Raw genomic sequence first — 21240 nt, forward strand, 5'->3', positions numbered from 1 at the left:
ATATTTTTTATAGTAGTATACTAGATTACTCTCCGTTTCTTTACTAAGTGTAGAAATAACATAATAGACGATGTTATTTTCCGATCTTTTGTTTCAAATCTTCTTCGAACAGTCTTACCTCCGTTACGATACATTAAAATTTGTTTATAATAATTTGGCAAGACAAGATTGCACATTTCTTCAAAAGTTTTTAGGTTCTTGGTTTTGAATTGGTTTAAATGATGATTCAAATTCTATATTAACAAAACTCCACCCACTATTCTTTAGAATACAATTTAGCAAGTAATATTTTAAAAGCATCTTCTATAACCTTCCCATAAGTTTCTTGATGTTTGCCCTTGGATACTTTCTCCGAGCTCTTTTCCATTTCCTCGTTATGGTCGATCTGGTGACCGTTGTTATCAATATTCATAACGATGATGTAGGAACGAACTTCCGTCCGGCCATTAAGTTTACAGCTTCGTGACATTTCCGTCTGCATCAAATCATATGCCATCTCAATACCGTTGCCGTATAGAACGGAAGCTATACGGTTACCATGCCGTATCCTAGCTCCTGAGCCTGAAGATTACAGACACTCGTCCGACCAGATCAGTTGTATTCTATAGTCCGGTCTCCTGCATGGTCTGAGCCGTCGCTCGGCCTTGCGTATCATATTCGTAAGCTAGGATTTTTACAGCCTGACCTACGATTTCCTGCAGTTTTGTTACTAAATACTACGCTTATATTTCTACTATTATTAACCTAATATTATTTGCTGTTCACCAAACCGTCTTCACACATAATCGTATCGTGTATGCTCGTTTGCCGACATATTCAGCAGAAAGAAATTCCACTCAATTACATGATATGATAGGATAAATCGCTATTTGTAAAGAAGAAAAACACCCTTTTTTAGTGAAAAGACAGTGTAGAACAATCATCACTATATAAAAAGGTGTTTTGCTATTTTAATTTTTTTATTTAGAATCAATTAACTTAATTGGTTTAAATTTAATTATAAAACATTGAATAAATTGCTTCACTAAACTACTTCCCAGTTAAATGATGGCGCTAATATATCAAAAAAAACATCATGGCCTAAAATTAACCAATGTCTTACACTTAAAGAATCAATACCTAATCTACTTTTCAAATTTGAGTTTATTACTTCATAAAAGCTAGGATCCGGACAAATATTTGTTTCATTCCACAGATCATCATCTAAATTTGCTATTTGACTTAAATCAAATTTCTCTGAATCTAACAGTCCATATTCTTGCTGTGATACAGTTTTGCTAAAAAAGTGAACCTGAGCAAAATTAATCTCTATAATTGCATTTCCAACCCTATTCCAAATCTCATCTGGTATTTTCTCTTCGTTACCATACTGTCTACATAAATGTTTAATTTCACGCTCCCTTATTTTAGCGTTATAATTAATTAAAAATTTTGTTTTAACTTCTGATTCCTCTCCTATAAATTCTATAAAATCGTGAGACGGGCTTATTTGCCAAGGTACTTCTACTGCATGAAGTATTGATTTTTCCATTGATTTGCTCCTTTCAATTACTACTCCGGAAGTGTGACTATGTCTATTATTTCGAGATTTTTAGGGCCAGGAGTTATCGGAATACTTCTACCCGGCATCTCAAATTTTTGACCGCGTTGTCTTATTGGAGCCTCTGTCAAACGATTTAATATGGCTTTATCCGGTATTATTTCTTTTGTTTTAGTTGGTTTTATACCAGCCATACTCAAAACAGTGAGGGTTCTATTGCTCTCAGCAACCTTTTTCCCCGTTTTTGGATCAATAAAGTATTTGACTTCAAATTGGTCCGAATGCAATACTCCTGTTCTTAAATCTTCAGCAACATCCGCAAGCTTTCTGCCCACAATATATTCTGGGGCCCCACTATTCATATTGAAAGTGTCAGATACACGCTTTTGTCCCAAAAGTATTCCATTTGAAGAGTCCTTACCTTCATAAACATTCCCATTACCACAGTCGCGCATGTACCCGCTCGGGTCCACGTAGTGGATCGAGTTGTTCCCCACATACGCATAGAGGTTCAGTCCATCTCCGCGATACGTATCTTCCTGGGTAAAGCGGGCAATGGCCGGATTGTAGAACCGCGCTCGCAGATAATACTGCTGCGTTACACTATCCCACGCCTCTCCCGCATAGCGGAAGCGGTTCTCGATCTGTTCCGCCATCGACAGCATATTCCCGAATGCATCGTATTCGTAGCTGTTCTGAATTCCGCCCTTACGGTCGGTCAGATACAGGACATCCTCGTGTGGGTTATTTACATAATAAGACGGATTCCCTACCTCGTCTATCTGGGCCAACCACTCATGGCCGCGTAAAAGCGGTTCTGAAATTTCTATGACTAACCTGATAACGCAAAAAAGCTTATTCCTACTCACACATTCAAGTCGGAATAAGCTTTTAAAAGGTGGTTATACGTATTTTTGTTAAAGTTTATGGTCTATTGATTGTATTGGGTGATTCTTCTGTAAATTTCAAAATACCCAACCAACTTGCTTGGTCTTTTCTCGATTCTCTTGCAATCTGGTAAGTACAAAGCTATTTTTGTACCGTCAATTTTACCAAGTATATTATTATTGGACAATGGGATTATAAATCGTGTTTTAGACTATAGCTTTCTACATAAGTAGACCCCAACACGTAATAAGATAGTTGTGCTCTTCCACTTCTATACACAATCCATATTTCAGATCTTCAGTAGTAACTAGTAAGTCTGAGGTCAAAACAATATCAGATCCAAGAATATTATTAAGAATTAATTCCAAACTTAATAACACTCCTCCACTGATATTATCCATATAAAAAAGGACAACTGGCTTTTCAACTAGTGAATTTAATTTGGAACGATTTACATTAACCCAGTTTAGAACCTCACTGTACTCAGTGCAACTTAAATTTTCTTTGCTAAAAACCTTCTCGTATCCTTTTCTTTTCAAATTATTTGACTGTTGATAATCAATAAATTGATTATCAGATAATATTATATGATAATCGTTGAGATATACATCTTTTAATTTTTTTCTTTCTGCCAAGACTTCTTTTTGAAACAACAACTTCTGTAACTTCTCTTTTTTTTCTTCCAATCTACTTTTTCGCCTCCTTAAATCCACCCTTATCTTCTGGATAATGTCCTTGAATATGTGGGAAATTTGGATCCTTACCTAAATTCTTGTATCTCTGACCGTTTTCAAATAAATCTTGACCTTCATATTTTGTACCTGCAACATGAAAGTGTAGACCTCGACCATTCGGATCATTTCTATGTTCAATAATGTATTTCTCCACAAAGCCCGTTTTCTCTTTCAATATAAATTTATATACTTTCATGGCCTCACCAGTTTTACCACCATTATTAACATTAACCCAGCCTTGTTTCACAGGACTTGTAGAAGTAGGTATGCCAGCATCTATTTTTGCTTGATTAAATACTCGTTTTCGTGAAGGATCCTTCCCTAGATTATCAGTAACTTCTTTCGTCCCCTCATTATCTAAAAAACCTTTCTTTTTATTACCATCATAAACATTCTCTTTACCACATTCGCTCTTGTACCCGCTCGGGTCCACGTAGTGGATCGGGTTGTTCCCCACATATGCATAGAGATTCAGTCCATCTCCGCGATACGTATCTTCCTGCGTAAAGCGGGCAATCGCCGGATTGTAGAATCGCGCTCGCAGATAATACTGCTGCGTTACACTGTCCCACGCCTCTCCCGCATAGCGGAAGCGGTTCTCGATCTGTTCCGCCATCGACAGCGTATTCCCGAATGCATCGTATTCATAGCTGTTTAATATTCCGCCCTTACGATCGGTTAGATGCAGAACATCTCCATGGGTGTTATTTACATAATAAGACGGATTCCCTACCTCGTCCACCCGAGCCAGCAGTTCATGTCCTCGTACAAATGAGGCCTGGACTCGGGCTTCCTCATCCAGCTCGTTCACCATATACCAGCCGTCATACACAAATCGACGACGCGTGCCGTTCTCTTCTACGCCATTACGAAGTCCTTCCGGATCATATAGATGACGGATATAGCTGCCATCCGACTTCTCTGCCTTCACCGTTCGGTTAAAGGCATCGTAGGCATATGAGATACTTTCCTGTCCGCTTCGCTCTCGCAGCAGGTTCCCCTGCGCATCATATTCGTAACGCGTCTGCTGCCCTTGCGATCCCGCTGCCTGATCCGAACCTTCACCCAGCGCCTCTTCCAAAACCGATAGCAGACGGTTCCGTGAATCGTACGTATAGCTCGCTTTGTGGTCGTTCCACATCCGACCTAGCCGATTCCCCACTGCATCATAGGATAAACATTCCGTACCCCATCCCGGGTATTCCGCTTCCACCAGTTGCCCTATGGCATCATAGCGATACTTCGTTCGTTTTCCGTTTTCGTCCCGGGTGACCTGATGTCCGTTGTTATCATATTCGTAACGGTGCTGTAGGAGCGGACTTCTGTTTGGTGATCGAGCTTGCAGCTTCGAGACATTTCCGTCCGTATCATAGTCGTATTCTATATGAATACCATTACCATATAGTATGGAAGCCACACGGTTACCATGCGCATAACCATACTTCGCTAGTAGCTCTTCATCCTGCCGAATCTCAGAAACACGTCCGACCAAATCGTACCGATATTCGGTCGTTCTACCTCCGGCATCGGTCTGAGCCATCACTTGGCCTTCCGCATCATAATCATAAGCCAGTATTTTACGACCTGCCCCACGATCTTCTGCCGCGTTGTTACTCATCAGGCTTGCAAACGCTGCGCTCGTACTTCCATTGCTACTGCTCATATATTTGCCCGTCAGCAAACCATCTTCATTGTACGTATAATCATATCGCGTATGCTCGTTTGCCGCTGTTTGCAGCAGGCCGTCTTCCCGGTACATATAGGACTCTTCCACACCACTCGACATTTCACGACGCTTGAGCAACTGGTCATTGAAGTTATATGCATACTCAATGACTTTGCCGTTACGGTCCGTTTGGCGGGCCAAGCGGCCTTCAGTGTCATACTGGTACAGCATCTTCTGCTTGTCCGGGTCTAATATAGCAGACAGCTTACCCAAGCTATTGTAGTCATACTGCGTCGTTTGACCGTTTCCGTCCGTCGAGCTGACGATATTCCCCGCATAGTCGTAGCGGTAATGCTCCGTGCTACCGTCCGCTTTGTGGAGAGCCGTGATCTTACCCCAGCCGTCTACAATATGCCGGGTCAGATGGCCTTCACCATCCCGAATGCCTGTAATGTTACCTGCCGCATCGTATATATATTCTTGCTTTACAATGCCTTGTCCTGCCCTCCCTGGTGTCAGCACTTGCTTCACTCGGCCACCAAGGGTGTACGTGTATTCTACTCCAACGCCACTCTCCATTTTGCTAACCAGTTCACCGAACTCATTAAATCGGCTTCGCTCCATGATCTGACCATACGGATCAGCCACTTCAATTAACCGGTTCAGGCGGTCATAAATGAAGGTCATCCCCGGACCGTCATCGATAGCCGGATCATACTGATTCGGCGTGACTTGCTTCACGATATTCCCCGTCTTGTCATAGAACAGACGGGTCGTACCGCCACGTTTTCCGATCATACGGATACGCCGATTCCTCGGATCATACGCATAGGTTACCTTGCTGCCGTTCGTATCTGTCTCTTCTATCACGTTACCCGTGCGGTCATATTTCAAATAGACGCTGCTGGTCCGGGCATCTGTACTCTCCCGGCGGCTAATCTGAACCATTCGATCAACGGCATCGTAGCTAATCTCAGTTTGATATCCTTCCGGGGTCACGATCTCGACCACATTGCCGTTACGGTCATATCCATAAGATGTAACTGCATTCACCAAGCCCGGTACACGATCGGTCAGATCATTAGCATTCAGCACTTCTACGCGCCGTTGCAACCATCCGGTTTTGTTATATTCGTAGCGGATCAACCGATCCTTTTGCTCGTTCAGTTTCTGTCTTTCCGACGTCTTCTGGTTCAGACAATCGTACGTATAGCGAATTTCCGCTCCAGTATCATCCGCAATGACGATCACCCGGTTATTCCGGTCATAGCTGTAACCAACACTCTGATAGCTGTCCGCATAACCAGCTTCGCTAACATACTCTTGTGTCCGTTTCTCTTCCAGCAGGTTTCCCGCTTGGTCATAACGATACAAGGTTAGACGATACAAGACTTGATCGGATTCCTCCACAGGCTCACGCTTTTCAATTAGCCAGCCAGCAGTATTATATACATAAAGCGTGCCGAAACGTTCACTATCGTTTGTTCCACTAGCATAACCCTTGGCATCTATTGCTTTTATTATGCGCCCTGCATGATCATACACGAATCGGCAACTGACATGACCTTCTGCATCGGTTATTTGAACCAAGCGATTCATGACATCATATACATACTCGGTGCCAGGTCCATCGTCCATAATCGGATCATAATGTTCTGGTAAGATCATTTTGATCATATTTCCGTTCGCATCGTATTTCATGCGAGCGATGCCACTATCTGGATACCTTACCTTGATCCTGCGTCCCCGATGATCATACTCATACTCCGTGCCAGGTCCATCATCTTCAACATGGTTATAATAATTCGGTTCAATCTCTTTTAAAATGTTACCGTTTATGTCATACCGAGTACGGGATACGTTCTGAGCCAGATCCGTCATCCGAACCAGACGATCCATCGCATCGTAACGATATTCGATGCCTTTGCCATTGTCTATACGGGCGACATAATCGTTAGGGAGCACTTTTTTGACCAAATTGCCCATCTTATCATAGAACATTAATGTAGTGTTGCCTTCAGCATCTACGATGCGTGTACGCTTATTCAAATGATTGTATTCAAACTCTACCGTGCCGTAGACCGTGGTAATGCTCATCATTCGCGCAGCATCATCAAATGTATATAGGTATTTATTGCCCTCTGCATCTTGCACCTGAGTTGGCGCATCTGTATGATCTGTTCCATACGAATAAACCGTCGTGTGACCGAGTGCATCCGTGCTGCTCAATATCCGTCCTTGCGGATCATACATATAAGAAATGACCGCATGCGTTCCATCCGCAATACTGGTCTTCTCTTCGATCAGCCTTCCCATGGCATCATACGTGAACCATTTCTCTGTTACTCCGTTAACAACAATCTGAGTCAGATTTTGATCCTGATCGTATTGACGCTCAGTACGAGTTCCGTCTGGACGGATTTCTTCCACAAGATTACCAAAGATATTATATGCCCATTTTGTGGTGTGACCCATAGTATCCGTATGACTTGATTTATTTTGATGCGCATCGTACGTAAAAGACTCACGAGTTCCATCACTGTAGAACGTATCCGTCACCAGATCATCAGTATTGTATTTAAAATTCTCGACGACTCCTGTGGCATGATACGTAAAAGTAGTTCTCCGTTTCGCCTCATCGTATTCAATATCCGTAACGTGATCGTCCGCATCCCACTGCCTGATTACCCGATCATGTTGATCATATTGATTTCGGACATACCTATGCCCATTCTGGTCCGTGATTGCGTCGATTCTTCCCTTAGCATCATAGACATATGACGTCACTCCCGCATTCGGATACGTTACACGAGTCAGAAAATCTCCTTCATATTCGTACTTTACTGTTCTGCCTATATTATCAGTGATACTATAAAGTTTGCCACCTGAATAGGTGAAGGTGATTTCCTTACCACCTGGGGTCGTTAACTTGCATAATCCTTGCACATCGTATTCCAGCAACGTTTCATTGTTAGAGCGATCCTTGATTTTCAGCAGTCGTCCATCCTGATCATAGATATAAGTTCGACGCTCTTTATCGGTTAAGCGATACTCTTTGGTAACAGAATTCTCCGAGAGGTTGTAATCCTGTTTTCCTCCGATCTCATTAATCCACTGACCGTCTTGCTCAATAAAATGTTCATAATGTCCATCCGTGCATATGACCAGGATATGATCTTCCACCCGCCGAATGGAGCTCTCATAGGTAAAGGTAAAGCCACGCCCCGTGCCGCCTGTCATGGAGTTGGTGGAAGTATAACTTCGGACCATCTCAATCTGACCAATATCCTGAACCACCATATCTGTAGCCGTAAAATAAAATCTACCCTTCACTACATCAATCGGATCTCCGCGTGTAACAAGATTTCCTATACTAGATATCAGAGACTTTTTTAAATTCTCTACCGTTAGCGACTCTTTGACATTCCCATGCTTTCGGTAATCATCCGCCATAGAGCCTGACATGTCGCCTACCACTGAGGATAGATAAGAGCTGATCTTGTTATTACCTGCAAAAGAAAATGCTCCTCCTACAAGGCTTCGGGTCAAGTTAGATTTGAGATCTGTTTGTCCGGTATTCATCACATCTTGAACCGTTCCCGCTGCGACTCCACCTGCCACTAGACGTGAATAGATGTTGAGAGCACCTGTACCGCATTTTACTCCTGTCATAAATTTCCCGGCTACTGTTGCACTGATAAATCCATTACTAAAGCTGCTCATGTAGTGTCCAATCAACGTCTCGCCTGGATGGGCATTAGGATCAAATATAGCCGTAATTCCTGTATTAATTCCTCCACCTATGGAAGGGACGATGAGAGCACTCGCACCTCCAGTGAGAAACGCTACTCCAGCTACCGAAACTGTTACAGCTCCATATTTAACCACATCATATAACTCTTGATTTCCTCCCAGAACGGTATCTCGCATGAAGTTATACGATTGAGAGAGATCACCTACTCTCGCTTTGGCGATATCCTGCTGTCCCTCACTAGACTCACTGGCAGCGACTACCATCGTTGTAGCTCCTGCAGCGAGTGTGACACTGGCAGCAGCCACAACTAAAGGAGCGGCTGCACCCGCTGTTAAAACAGTTACCGCAACACCCACAGCCACTGCTCCAATAATCATGGCTATTTTTCCAAAGCCTACTTTTTGCTTGCCTGCCTCCAACTTATTCACGAGGGCTTGACGTTTAGCTGCCGCATTATTGTTTACCTGTTCCATCACCTGCTGATCCTGAGCAATTAGAGCACTATCATCGTATTGTACTGCTGGTGCTTTACCTGGTTCTCCCTCATAATATATCGTGGCAGCTTGAGCGTTTGTCGTGTCTTCGATCCAGATCACCTGTTCAGGATTTACGCCTTCAACTGGGCTACGGGAGATTGCAACGAGTTCGCCAGCTGTCAATTGAATTTGTTTTGGAGCTGGCATTTCACCGACAAGATTAATTTTAAAATCCGTGGCAGCCTTAACACACATATCCGTATCGGAGAGGATTTCTACCTTTCCGTCACCTGTAAGCTGGAACTTAATGCTTTCCTGACTATTAGCCGCAAATACAATATCCTGCCCAGTTAGCTTCATTTCTTTATCTGAGTCATTGGTTAATGACTTGATAAGAGGATCGGAAGATTTCTGACTATATTTGCTTTGTTCAGCCCCTCTTCGAACGGAGCTTACCGCAATAGCTCCTGTTTCCAAAGCTGTTGGGAAATGAAGCTTGACTGGAGAGCCTGACTTAGGCATCATGTAGGCACTTTGATTGTCCATACCTGTGGAATAGGGGAACCAGCAAGTACCTGCATCGTCATTTGTGGCGTCAATATCCAAATGCAGTTTGATTTGATTACGGGATATCTGTGTGATCCGCCCCTCCAAAGAAAGCCCCTGTATAGCAGTATTCATTATTTTATTGGTTTTGATCGTACTTCGCGAAGTTAAGGTATATGTATATAGCAGTTCCCCTTTGACAACAGATGCTGCTACTTCACATACAACATACGGTTTATGTTGAAAATCAACTTGTGCTCCCAGCCTTAATGCCACTCTACTCTCCACACTAACCAAAGTATGATTAGCCTCGTATCCCATTTGGGTTGTTGATCCAAAACGACTTTGCATCGTATAAGAGTCATTTTCCAACTTACCAGTTTCCTGCCCCTCTGGTATGCCCAGTAAAAGAGACGGAGTTTCTTCGGACATAACAGAGATCACAACAGTATTTAAATGAGAGGCCATACGCTTGATGAATTGCCAATCCGTCTCTTCATATTGTAGTAGTAACTGCCCTGTCTCAATATTCCCTATTGTTTCATCTGAACAATGTGCTCCAGGGTAATCTTCCAATAGGTTGTCTACAATTTGCCCGTACGTTTTTTGCTTGTTTTGAAACGATCGCTTCTTCCACTCCAAATCCATCTGGTACGTGAATGATACAGCTTCAATCTCTAAAAAATGAACTCCCTGCACATACTTTACGGCTGCTCGCTTGATCATCCCTTTAAATAGTGGATTTTCCTTTTCAGCATTTATCGGGTGAGCTTTAAAAAGTGAAACCTTATCATCAACATTCATTTTCTGCAGGCTTTCGCTTTGAGCATCAGGAATAATCGCTTTAAAACGAAGAACTGCATGTTCATTCATTTTATGCAGTAAATTTAGTTCTTCAATCCTCTGAATGTTATAAGGAAAATCCAGTATTAAGCCAGCATAAAAAGTTTCCATAACGACTTACCTCCTCTCTTCATTGGCTTTCTTATTTGCGCTGTCCATTATCAATAATGGAAATATTTCCACCAAACAAGCAGGAGTTACAGCAACTGCTTAACATCGCATCCGCCGGACCCACTTTGACATCCTCTTTTCCAAAATCCCAAGGCCTTACTATTTTAGGAGTACACATAGCCACACATTCTGGTGGAGGGAGCTGCTCGAGAGGAATATCTTCTTCTTTCATAAATAATGATTTAAACCAGCCAACATCCTGTTTAGGGGCCTTGACGGCTTCTTCCACCTTTTTCATTTCAGCTTGTACTGCCGGGTTACTGAGACTCTTGCACACTCCAAAGGGACGAACATTTTGCTCAGGAAAAAAGTCATGAATATTCAGTTGAGGCTGTTCATGTATGTATTCCCCATGACTCGCAGGCACGATGATTCTCGCTGGTCTTGATCCCTGATCACAAAATGCAAAGGCACCGTGCACTACAAAACTCTGGTCTCCGCTCATAGCGACAGCCTCCTACTGTAAGTTTCTACCTTCTCTATTTTCATGCCAAACAAATCCCTCCTTAACATGCTCTCAGTTATGTCCAGGTTGATCACAAGCATCGTCTCATCAATACCTTTAATGCGAAAAGCAGCATGTCCACGTGTCTTCTCCGAATCAATAACAATATGTTGTATTCTTCCTGCCTTATCAAAAACAGTTTGATCTGATAAGCAGTCCAATCTGTCAACAAGCATCAACCAGTAGGTGCTCTGGGTTTCCATTTTGATATTTGTTAATACAGCACACTTAAAAATCACATGTTCGTCATACATAGAGATCACTTTTTTTAGCGCGTCGGATACGAGTAGTACTGGACGTTCAATGAAATCCGGACAAACACGGTTTTCATCACCATTTACGAATACAACCGTCAGGTCTTTAATCGAGTCTGCTTGATCCGTTGTTACCTCCAACGTAGAGTTGGCAGCTATTAGTCCTTCGAATGTGATCAGATGATCCTCAAGACTTTTATCCTGTGAAATGATAAAGTACTCCATATTCCCCTCCTTGACACACCCATTCATTGTCTAGTAATAGTGCGAACATCAGTCATTAGAAGATACTTGTATGCCATCAAGCTGCTGATCATTTAACTTCAACAATTGAATATCTTTCAGATAGAACGATGCACCTTCCAGATTGGCCTGGGAAAAATCCGTCTGTTTTAACAAAGCCCCTCTAAAATTAGCACCCCTCAAGTCCGCTCCCTTGAAACTCGCATCTTCTAAATTGGCTCCAGCAAAGTTCGTTTCCATAAACGGGGGAATATGAAATTCCTTTTCTGTGGGCACAACAAAACTTCCCTGAACCTCTTCTAGTTGAGCTTTACATAAATTGGCCCCTCTAAAATCCGCACCATGGATTAAGCTGTAATCCAAGCTGGTCTCTTGTAGATTAGCACTACGGAAATCTGCACCGATGAGAGGGCACCCAACCAAATAGCTCCCTACCAATGAAGTTTTGGAAAAATGGCTGTAGCATAAGTTAACTAACTTGAAATACATGTGACTGAGGTCTACATTCTTAAAACTTTCGTGTGCATATTGATCATTTTCATTAGGGTCCAGCCTGCTTCTAACTTCAGCACTTTGCTGCTCTTTAGAGTCAAATTTATACACAAGCTCATTAAAATCCTTATACTCACCCACACGAATATACACCTCGCTGTCCTTGCCTAACGCTAAAAACTCATCTGTCTCTACTGCATCTTTCATGACATGTCTTATCAAGTTAGCCATGTAGTTTACATAAAACGATGCTTCTTCTCTCTTTATTTGAGATATATCTGCAGAATAAATTTTATTGACATACTTTTTACTATCTTGTGTAAGCTGACGTTCAAAGATATCCAGAAATTTAAATACCCAGTTTGCATTAAATTCCTTCGCGCATTCTACCGAGTCCATATAGCCTTGATGATCATAAAAATATATCCGACAGCTTGCATCATGATTAATCACGCGATGTCTGAAAAAAGTAAAATGTATATGCTGAATCTTTCCTTTATCACATTTCTTCTGAAGGTTTAGAGCTTGTATACAACTATCCTTAAAAACAGAAAGAATTTGCCTCGCAAGTTCATCACGATTAATTATCAAATATTCATGCAAAGCCGCAATCTGCTCTACACGATATTTCAGGACACTATTTTCTCTTAAATGTAATAAAGCTTCCTGACGTTTCATCGTTCATATGGACCTCCCTTGCTAATTCAGGCTGACGAGAAAATTAGTTTGTGAACACTTCAGTACCCGCAAGTTTAGCATTTCCCGACTGATCCAGAGTGATCTTTCCACCCTTATCACTTTCAATTACAATTTCATCTGTCGCGGTCATCATCAATGTCTTTTCAGCTCTGATTTTTACGTTTTCTTTAGAATGCAGCGATACTTCTTTTTGTCCAATGATTGTAACTGCACCACTAGCCTCCAGCTTCACAAGCGCCTGTCCCCCGTTAGCTGAAATCTCCACATGATCTGGCGTGAGCTTAATTTCCATCCCTGCTGGATTTCGGAAATATCGTACATTCGGATCAGACATTCGATCACCTGAAGAATTGCTACTTGCCCCCGATGTACTTCCTCCCTCACCGGAAGTGCTTCCGCGCTGGGCAGAATCCTCCGAGTACGAATTGACTGAACTGAGGGCAAAAGCCGCATCTTCCCATTGGCTCGGTAAATTCACTCGTACGCTGTCTCCCTTTTCCGGCATACAATACCAACCGCTTCCGTCCTCTGAGGCATACACTGTTGAATATGGAAACCAATAGGCAGTTCCTTCATCCTGATGATTATCAATTTCTAAGTGAACTTTTACTGTATCCCGTTTGATCGCCAGTACCCTTCCCCCTATGGAAGCACCACGTATCCGTTCGTTATAAGGGTTCGCACGATTAATGCCTAAGCGACTTGCCACCGTATAGCGGTGAACGAGCAGTCCCTTTTCCATCGTTGATATACTTTTCTGGATAAAATATGGCCTATCTTGAAAACGAATAGCATCGCCCAGGTTAAATATTTTATATGTTTCAATCTCGTAATACACAAAATCCGTCTCATGAATGTCTGTCTGATAGTTTTTGGAATGCACCAAATATTCTGACAAATTCTTTTTGACGGTATAATTAAAGTTTTCCAGGCGTTCAGTTGCTTCATCATCAGGAATGCCAAAGAATGTTTTTATGCTTTTAAATTTGCCCACTGGCAGTAGCACCGTGTTCACACGGGCAGCCATCCGTTTTAAAAAGGTCCAGTCTGTTTCGTGATATTGAAGAACAAAATTTCCAATACTCTCATCACGGTCAGCGGAATATTTAACATCATAATCGTCATATCCCCTACCAACTTCTTTAACCAGACGTGAATAGGTAACTGATGCATTCTGATAGGATCTGGTTTTAATTTGCATATCCAATAAATAAGAGTAGGTATAGGCCTCCACTTTAAGGTAATACACATCAAGCACTTTCTGAATTTCCATCATGCTAATTAATCCGCAAAACAGCTCTTTCCGTCCACCGCCCTCCAAAACCTGGTATACTTCCACCGGTGTCTGAGCTTGAATGGAGTGAACATAGTTATCCTTTTGTCCTTCAGTGATCGTACCAGTAAAGGAAAGCTTGCCATGTTCATTCACCTGATGAATAATTTTTAACTCTTTTAACTTCACCTGCTCAAAGGGACTTATTTTGACGTTGTCATAAGCAAGAATAGGCATACTCATTTGCTGTCCACCTCCAGTGATGAAATCATACCTTCGGTAATCCACTTCCATAAGTTTCGTTGCCGATCACTACCGTTCACATTAATAATGAGCTGATGGCTGCCTTTTTCTACAAAGCATAAATAATTGAACACGACTCCATTAGCCACGTTATTGGTGAACAGACAATAATGAGGCTCTAATAGGCCATGATTAACCGTATCATCCTCGACCCAACTGATCGGCATCTCCATCGCATGAAATTGTTGAAGCATAGAATCTTTCATATGCTTCATAGAAAATTTTTCTTTTACCTCTATCCAATTAAAAATAACGTTAATTTCATGTTCTTCATTGCTAAAAACCATATGCTCATCAGTTTCAAGAGTGCAAACAAAGAAATCTTTTGGAAAGTGTATGCTTAAACCTGTCTTCATTACATTCAACCTTGCAAATTCCAATTGAAGGGCATCAATGTCCAAGCTCCCTCTCTTTACTCCTTTAATGATATCTTCAGCCTTCCACTTCTCCTCTTCCGTGTGCTCTATATCATTTATTGCAGAGTTAATAGAAGTTTCATTCAGAATCTGTGGGTTCTGTTGCTCCTTTTCCAGCTTGGCAATTTCTTCGTCCAAATATTTCATAATGCACACTCCTCTACCTGATTTTCTAATCCACAATCATCCGTCCTGCTCCGCCGCCCTGCCAGCGGCCTGCTGTTCGTTTTCCACGTCCGGCGCCTTCTAGAATAAGAACTAGCTGTCTATGCAACTGAGCATGAGAATAATCTCTGTATTCCGCACCATTTCGGTTTGCGATGTAATGCTGAATGGACTCCCTGTCTACGGCTTCTGAGTTCAGGCATATGAGCGCAAACATACAATCCATCGGATCTGTGGCACCACTTTTAAGCAGCTCGGATGCGAAGTAGCGCATCGTTTCTGGGCGCAATGTACTCTGCTCCAAACCCGCAAAAGGAGCATAAATATCGCTCCATGTATTGAATTCGGTAGCCATGTCAGCAAAATCCTGATAATCCGAGCGAAGCACGGCTCCATCTTTGAGCTTGAATCGGCCTAGCTCCATCTCATCCAGACCAATCTCTGCCTCATCCTCCAGCACGATATCTGCATGATGGGCTGTGAAATCCGGGCGATCTGTTTGTTCCAAAAAGAGCAGCTTCAACACCGATAGCCGCCCCGTGGCCGCATACGGCACTTCCTGCTCTTGCTCCAGCAGATATAGTCTGTCCTTGTGCTTCACGATGCCTCTACCAATGGTCAGCGTGTACTCCCCGACAGTTACGTTCATTCCTGTAATGATGCCATCCGAAAAATCCTGATACCGGATATCCAGAAAACTGCGAGGGTAGTCTCGCAGGTTCTCTAGCATCTCGGTTTTAAGAATACGGCCCTTCTCAAACTTCGGAACGATATGCGTTAACATGGTGCTCCCCCTCCTTTCTCTATTCTTCTTTATTTAGGGGAACAGATAGCCGATTCACACCGGGTGCAGGAGGCGGAACAGGAACTGCATCATCGATGGGTTGAGCTTTACTTACTCCAAGTAATCCAGTAAATAGGCGAATATTCTTTTCTAAAAATCTGCGTATATCCATCGTGCTCCCCCTGATTGAAAACTACGGTTCATAATAATCTTAGAATCTATTTATCCACCTTTACATCCCGGCTCCGCGTTGAGCCTGCTCACGAAGAATATATTCCAGCTCGCGTTTGTCCACAACATAGGTACGAGCGATCAGATCGTGGAGGGCCTGTTTTCTCGTCGTAAAGGCTGCCATGATAAAACCGATGAACAAAATGATGACCGATATAAGCTTACTCCAGTAGCGGGCACTTGCACGTCCAAAGCTCAGCTTGTGATTAAACTCATCTACCACAACGATGCCGAGAGCCAGCTTGCCCACCGTGGCTCTGCATTTGGATGATTCCATAAGCGCATAGTATAGCCATATAGCTCCCCAATTCAGCAAGGTCTGTCCTATTGTTTTCATTGTAAAAATATAAGGCGATCCATCTGAGAGCAAAGAGCTTTCTGCCGGAGACGGTACCCAATCCCCTAAGGTCCGAATCACAAGCCAGATCAATCCAATTATTAAAAATACAAACCATAGAATAAGACTATCGATGATATAAGCTAAGGTGCGTTTCCAAAAACCCGCATACAGCATGCTGTCCCCTCCAAATGTGTTTACTTTTCTTATTCATTTATTTCGTGCCGTCAAAGAAATCCAGCTCGGAGAGATCATTTTCGAAGGCAAAAAAGCGTTTGGGACCCAGATGCAGCAATTCATCTCGGCGGGTAATCGGCACTACATAAAAGCCCCAGCGGCTATCCCCGACAAAAACAAAATATTTCGTTTCCTCATTGCGGATGGAGTCCGTATCATCTTGCGGAATATCCCGCCCGTACAGCACGGCAATTTCCTCATACGGCATGGGTTCAAAAGCTTCTGGCCGACTACGATACACATGGCGCTGGCGCAGCTTGCCGCCGTCGGCCGTCAGGAAGAACTCCACCTCAGCTGCATGGGACGGCCGGGAAATGGAACCGCGCACCCGGTCGCTCTCCAAACTCGCAATCAGCTCCTTTTCGCGTCCCGTATGTGTCCATGCGCTGACCGTGTACGGAATAGCCGGAATATGATTGGTAATGACAGGCTCAATCGTGCCCATTTTTTTAGCGTTCAGATAACGGATAGCCCCGCGCAGACAGGCCATTTTCAACTCAGGTACCCGGCTGAGGTCCTCTGCCTTTTGACGAAACTCAATACTGCGCCCCGGTACAAATTCCTTGAGTGCTTCGCGAAATACGTCAATCCGGCAGGACTGCCCGGTCAACTTAATAATCGAATAATCCTGCAAGCGCCCCTCCTGATAAAAATCATCCAGAAACTTGCGCACAATATTGTAGATATCTGCCTTAAGAAGCTGCTGTATTTCCCGAATGTTAAACACCACATCAGGCAAACCATATTCATCACGAAACCGTCCGTTCTCGATGACTGAAACCAGCCAACGGTCCATCACTGCAATGTTCAGGTCGCTTTCAGCAGATAATACCTGCTCAGATTCGAAGCGGCTGCGCAAGATCCCCGTACGTAGAAAAAATTCCTTTTTCATATTTTCTGCCGCGCTCCACAACAGATGAAAATTACTCAGTACCCGCTGATATTCATCCCGTGTAGCATGTTCATACTGTTTGAATGCGGTAGGCAAGATGGCCTCTGCCTCTCGGTAGCGTGCCTCCAGTCCCGCATATACAGCATCTACACCAAACTCATCCACATGACGGTACAAATCTCCCGAAGGAATGCCAATCAGGGCATCAATATCGGTGTCAGGCAAACGAGTCTCCGCAGCATAATAACCTGCAAATACAATTTTCATAAACTGCATAATCCGATACGTCAGATTGTTTCCGCCAAAATTGGTATCCCCATTTTCATACGTTGTGTGAATATCCAGCTTGTAAGCAATACGTCCGTCCTCAATTCGGAATCGGCAGGAAGACAAATCTGTCGTGCCTCCACCACAATCAATGACAAGTGCCTGATACTCCTCACCGTCCGCAAAAGTCCCTCGTTCCATCTGGTCTGCCAGCGTGTTGTACAGCACAGCCAGCCCTTCGTCCAACGCATCCTCCGCTTCAATCCGGTAATCAGGCAAAATATCGCTAAACATCTCTATAAACTGGGGCTGCAGCTTGACCGGAGCAGAAAAGTGCAGATTGCGGAACCGACACTTAAATTGCTGCTCGGCTGTAGCAATCACATAACGGATAAAAGCAGCTAAAATATCGCTGCGGGAGGCAGTTGCTGTATTCCCCTCGGAATCCATTAATTCCTCGATTCGCTTGTAGTCGTTGACCCACCGCTTGATTCCCCGTAATACTGTCGCACGGCTGCCTGCCACGTCAGATCCACGTAATGCATCCTCCCCAAATACATAAAGGATATGTTCCGGATTGGAGCAGTCTGCGACGCGAATAGCAGTCGGCAATACTTCGATCCAGTCGCCTTCTGCCCCTTCTGGGCCGGGGAATGACACATAATTGATGGCGTTCAGCCTTACTGTGCTGCTCATACCTGTATCAGGGGCCGTAACGTAGGAGCTATCCAAATAAGCACCTGCTGTGGTGTTAGAGGTGCCAAAATCAATCGCAAGTACCGCATCTGTAGTTTCCGTGCCTCGAATGATCAGCTCTGCCACCGGAACCCGGTGACCTTGAAGCTTCAGCGGCAGCATCGGCTTATCTCCATAGTAGAGGTTATAAAAATATTCTGATTCCTGTCTTCGCAGAAATAGCAGGCTATAACTATGATTGGACGTCTCTCGCAGTTCAGCGTCGCGATGACGAGAAAGATAATATACGCCTGTTCGTCCCTCATCCTTCACCAAATTCAAAACACCGCACAGTTCTCCTGTCGCATTCACCAGCAGCACATTAGATGAGCTCAGCCAGGACAAATCGGATTCGATCCGGTAGTTGTCCATGCGACCTGTGCGTACACCCTGATACAGCGTGATTTTAGCGGGAACCCGGATACCGCTGCTCTCCTGCCGACGGTCGTTCCAGTTTCGCTGTAGTGCCGATTCCATGCGTTCAAAACCGCCAGGGTTTGGCCTTGTGATGAGTAAATGCTCTTCCGCGCTCCGAAATCGCAAAATCACGCGAATCAATTCTTCACGTGCCAGGCGATTGGCAAAGCCCTCGACCAGTCGTTCCTTATCGCATATTCCGCGTAACTGAAAGGTCGTCATTTGCTCCAATTCCGCCCGCGTGTATTTCGCCGTGAAGCGTATGCTTTTTCGATCGGTGAGCGGGTCTAGCAACCTGTATGTATAGGGTCCGTTCATCGTTCACATGTCCTTTCTTAGCCATTTAGCTTTAATAGAGGGCGATAGCGTCTATTTTCATCGTAGGATCTTCCTCTAAAATGCCGAAATGACTTGTCCAATACAATTCCGTCGTAAAACGTGCCGGAAGAAACAAATCCAGAATCAAATCCACTTTAATCCGTGACAACGGTGTCTCCTCTTGGCCGATATAGATGAGCAGTTCGTCTTTTTCCTCACAATTGGTGTAAATGATTGAGCGATGAAAGACGCGCCGCATCGTTTCTTTTAGCAGATGTACGGCTTCTCCCGTCTCATACAGGCGCAGCAGTCCTTCAGCAATCGCGTCCTGATCCTCACGGTTTAATTGTCCAAAGCCTTCCTTTACCTTCGGGCCAAAAATGCCCTCTGCAATATCACGCCGAACAAACCGAATATGGTACTCCCGCCGATTCATCCCTTGATACAAGTCCATTTCCGCCAGAAAATGCATCATAATATCAAATAGCGATTCTCTCAGCTCCAGATACTCTTCAGCATCCGGTGGAAACAGATCCCGAAAAATAGAATAAAAGCGGTAGTACGGATTTATTTCCACTACCTGCTCCAAATGGGAAGTATTCAACTCTGCCAGACTAAGCTCCATATACGGAGAGTAGCTGACAGCGGGTACGAAGCGGAATTTATCTACATCCAGCCCCTGTTCCCTCGCGCGCATGAGCAAATCCCAGACGTAATTCACACCCATTCTCCTTCACACTTGTACTCCGGAAAATACATCTGCACTTCCGATACCAGAAAGCTCATTAAATCGGATAAAATATAAGCAGGCGCGGTGGGCAAAACATCGTCAGAACCACGTCTGAATCCCAAACGCATGATCTGCTTGCCTTCCTCTGTCCGTACATTATCGCTGACAAACGGATTTAATGGATACGTCTGGGTTTTGGTTAACAGGTTGCTTACATCATTTCTCCCTGCACCTCCCCAGATGTCCACACGTTCCAGCTCCAGCCCCTGTGCTGCTTCAAACGAGTTTACAATGCGCATGATTTCCGCTTTGGCACGGACAATCACGGCCTGTTTTCCTGCATAGCGGCCCAAAAAGCTGTCCTGTCGCCGATTGGACAATAACGGATAAGTCTGACGACTAAGTCTCGTTGTAACAGGCTTCGTAACCTTCAACACATTCCATTCGCCAGACTTATCACGTGGTGTGACAATCGTCAGTTCCTCTTCTGTACGCTTGATATACCGGATATCACCTTCAGTTCCGTCAATCAAATAACCATGCTCAGGACCTGTTTTTCGCAAAGGCAGCACATGCTCATAATTCACACGATCCATAGCGGGTATAGGAAAACCGCTGTTCTTTAGAGATAGCCTTTCAATGTTCCAAAGTGGAAAAACGTCGCCCTTTTTAAAAACGTCGAATTCCTCCAATGAAATTGTAATTTCATGAATTTCTTCATGGGCAGCCGGCTCGCCGTCTCCACCAATCAATACACAGTCCACAAACTTATAAGCATACGGGTGATTAATTGTTTTCCACGGCATGCCATTTTGCATAAAGGTGTGATATAACTGCTCAATCTCCAAAATATAAGAACGGTTATGCTCCAGACGAAAACGAATCGGATAATTGCCAGTTTCCGTGACCAACATTCCTGAGAAAATTCGCTTGCTGCGCACCAGCGCTGAGATTCGTTCGGTCTCCATCTCAAGAAAAAGCGTAAACAGCGGCATCGCACCGCCTTCGCGTACCACCTCTGCCACACGGCTGATGTCCATCTGCTTTTCCTCCGTATCAGACGGTAACACAGGATATAAGAATTCATGAATCGGGTCATAGTCCTCACGCGATGTCAATGACACGTACACATCAATCTTTTCTTCCGTATTCTCAATTTCCTCAAATACCCGCCGTTCTAGCTGGCGGGTCATTTCTTCCTGATATTCGACGAGGTTCATAAATACCCCCGCCATCATATTTTTCAGTAAACGTCTCTGCTCTAAATCGTCCATCTTGCTCAAACGGTCCTGTACCAGCTCTTTCACGACGTCTCACTCCTTTC

16 protein-coding genes are annotated in these 21240 nt (G+C 43.8%); all 16 read right to left on the bottom strand.

The window, feature by feature from the left end:
• Positions 1–256: 256 nt before the first annotated feature.
• Positions 257–469, bottom strand: coding sequence for a hypothetical protein (locus tag KAI36_RS19630; protein ID WP_220025790.1), 213 nt, complete (start codon positions 467–469; stop codon positions 257–259).
• Positions 470–1024: 555 nt separating this feature from the next.
• Complete coding sequence (locus KAI36_RS19635; RefSeq protein ID WP_220025791.1) at positions 1025–1531, bottom strand: hypothetical protein; 507 nt, start codon at positions 1529–1531, stop codon at positions 1025–1027.
• Between the two features lie 20 nt (positions 1532–1551).
• Positions 1552–2331 carry an RHS repeat-associated core domain-containing protein gene (locus tag KAI36_RS19640; protein ID WP_220025792.1) on the bottom strand — a complete coding sequence of 260 codons (780 nt, stop codon included), beginning with the start codon at positions 2329–2331 and terminating at the stop codon, positions 1552–1554.
• Between the two features lie 318 nt (positions 2332–2649).
• Positions 2650–3114, bottom strand: a complete 465-nt coding sequence (locus tag KAI36_RS19645; protein ID WP_220025793.1) for a YxiF family protein — start codon at positions 3112–3114, stop codon at positions 2650–2652.
• Position 3115: 1 nt separating this feature from the next.
• The gene (locus KAI36_RS19650) at positions 3116–10558 is read right to left on the bottom strand and encodes an RHS repeat domain-containing protein (protein ID WP_220025794.1); all 7443 of its coding nucleotides are present in this window, start codon (positions 10556–10558) and stop codon (positions 3116–3118) included.
• Between the two features lie 31 nt (positions 10559–10589).
• On the bottom strand, positions 10590–11063 hold the full coding sequence (locus tag KAI36_RS19655) for a DUF4280 domain-containing protein (RefSeq protein WP_025720806.1): 474 nt from the start codon (positions 11061–11063) through the stop codon (positions 10590–10592).
• On the bottom strand, positions 11060–11602 hold the full coding sequence (locus tag KAI36_RS19660) for a hypothetical protein (RefSeq protein ID WP_220025795.1): 543 nt from the start codon (positions 11600–11602) through the stop codon (positions 11060–11062). The genes KAI36_RS19655 and KAI36_RS19660 overlap by 4 nt, the downstream gene beginning before the upstream one ends.
• A gap of 48 nt (positions 11603–11650) precedes the next feature.
• Positions 11651–12790 (bottom strand): pentapeptide repeat-containing protein, encoded by a 1140-nt coding sequence (locus KAI36_RS19665; protein ID WP_220025796.1) that lies wholly within the window; start codon positions 12788–12790, stop codon positions 11651–11653.
• A gap of 43 nt (positions 12791–12833) precedes the next feature.
• On the bottom strand, positions 12834–14327 hold the full coding sequence (locus KAI36_RS19670; protein ID WP_025720809.1) for a phage baseplate assembly protein V: 1494 nt from the start codon (positions 14325–14327) through the stop codon (positions 12834–12836).
• Positions 14324–14950 carry a hypothetical protein gene (locus KAI36_RS19675; RefSeq protein WP_025720810.1) on the bottom strand — a complete coding sequence of 209 codons (627 nt, stop codon included), beginning with the start codon at positions 14948–14950 and terminating at the stop codon, positions 14324–14326. The genes KAI36_RS19670 and KAI36_RS19675 overlap by 4 nt, the downstream gene beginning before the upstream one ends.
• A gap of 25 nt (positions 14951–14975) precedes the next feature.
• On the bottom strand, positions 14976–15752 hold the full coding sequence (locus KAI36_RS19680) for a hypothetical protein (RefSeq protein WP_025720811.1): 777 nt from the start codon (positions 15750–15752) through the stop codon (positions 14976–14978).
• A gap of 19 nt (positions 15753–15771) precedes the next feature.
• Positions 15772–15924 carry a hypothetical protein gene (locus KAI36_RS19685; RefSeq protein WP_023989850.1) on the bottom strand — a complete coding sequence of 51 codons (153 nt, stop codon included), beginning with the start codon at positions 15922–15924 and terminating at the stop codon, positions 15772–15774.
• A gap of 60 nt (positions 15925–15984) precedes the next feature.
• On the bottom strand, positions 15985–16497 hold the full coding sequence (locus KAI36_RS19690; protein WP_220025797.1) for an RDD family protein: 513 nt from the start codon (positions 16495–16497) through the stop codon (positions 15985–15987).
• A 37-nt stretch (positions 16498–16534) separates the two neighbouring features.
• Complete coding sequence (locus KAI36_RS19695; protein WP_220025798.1) at positions 16535–19186, bottom strand: Hsp70 family protein; 2652 nt, start codon at positions 19184–19186, stop codon at positions 16535–16537.
• A gap of 31 nt (positions 19187–19217) precedes the next feature.
• A complete protein-coding gene (locus KAI36_RS19700) occupies positions 19218–19907 on the bottom strand; it encodes a hypothetical protein (RefSeq protein ID WP_028542472.1) in 690 nt (229 codons plus the stop codon).
• Positions 19904–21223: a hypothetical protein gene (locus tag KAI36_RS19705; RefSeq protein WP_023989854.1), complete on the bottom strand. Its 1320-nt coding sequence runs from the start codon at positions 21221–21223 to the stop codon at positions 19904–19906. Before KAI36_RS19705 ends, KAI36_RS19700 begins: the two co-directional genes overlap by 4 nt.
• Between the last annotated feature and the right edge of the window lie 17 nt (positions 21224–21240).

The organism is Paenibacillus sp. S02 (genome assembly GCF_019454065.1).
GTDB lineage: Bacteria > Bacillota > Bacilli > Paenibacillales > Paenibacillaceae > Paenibacillus > Paenibacillus polymyxa_B.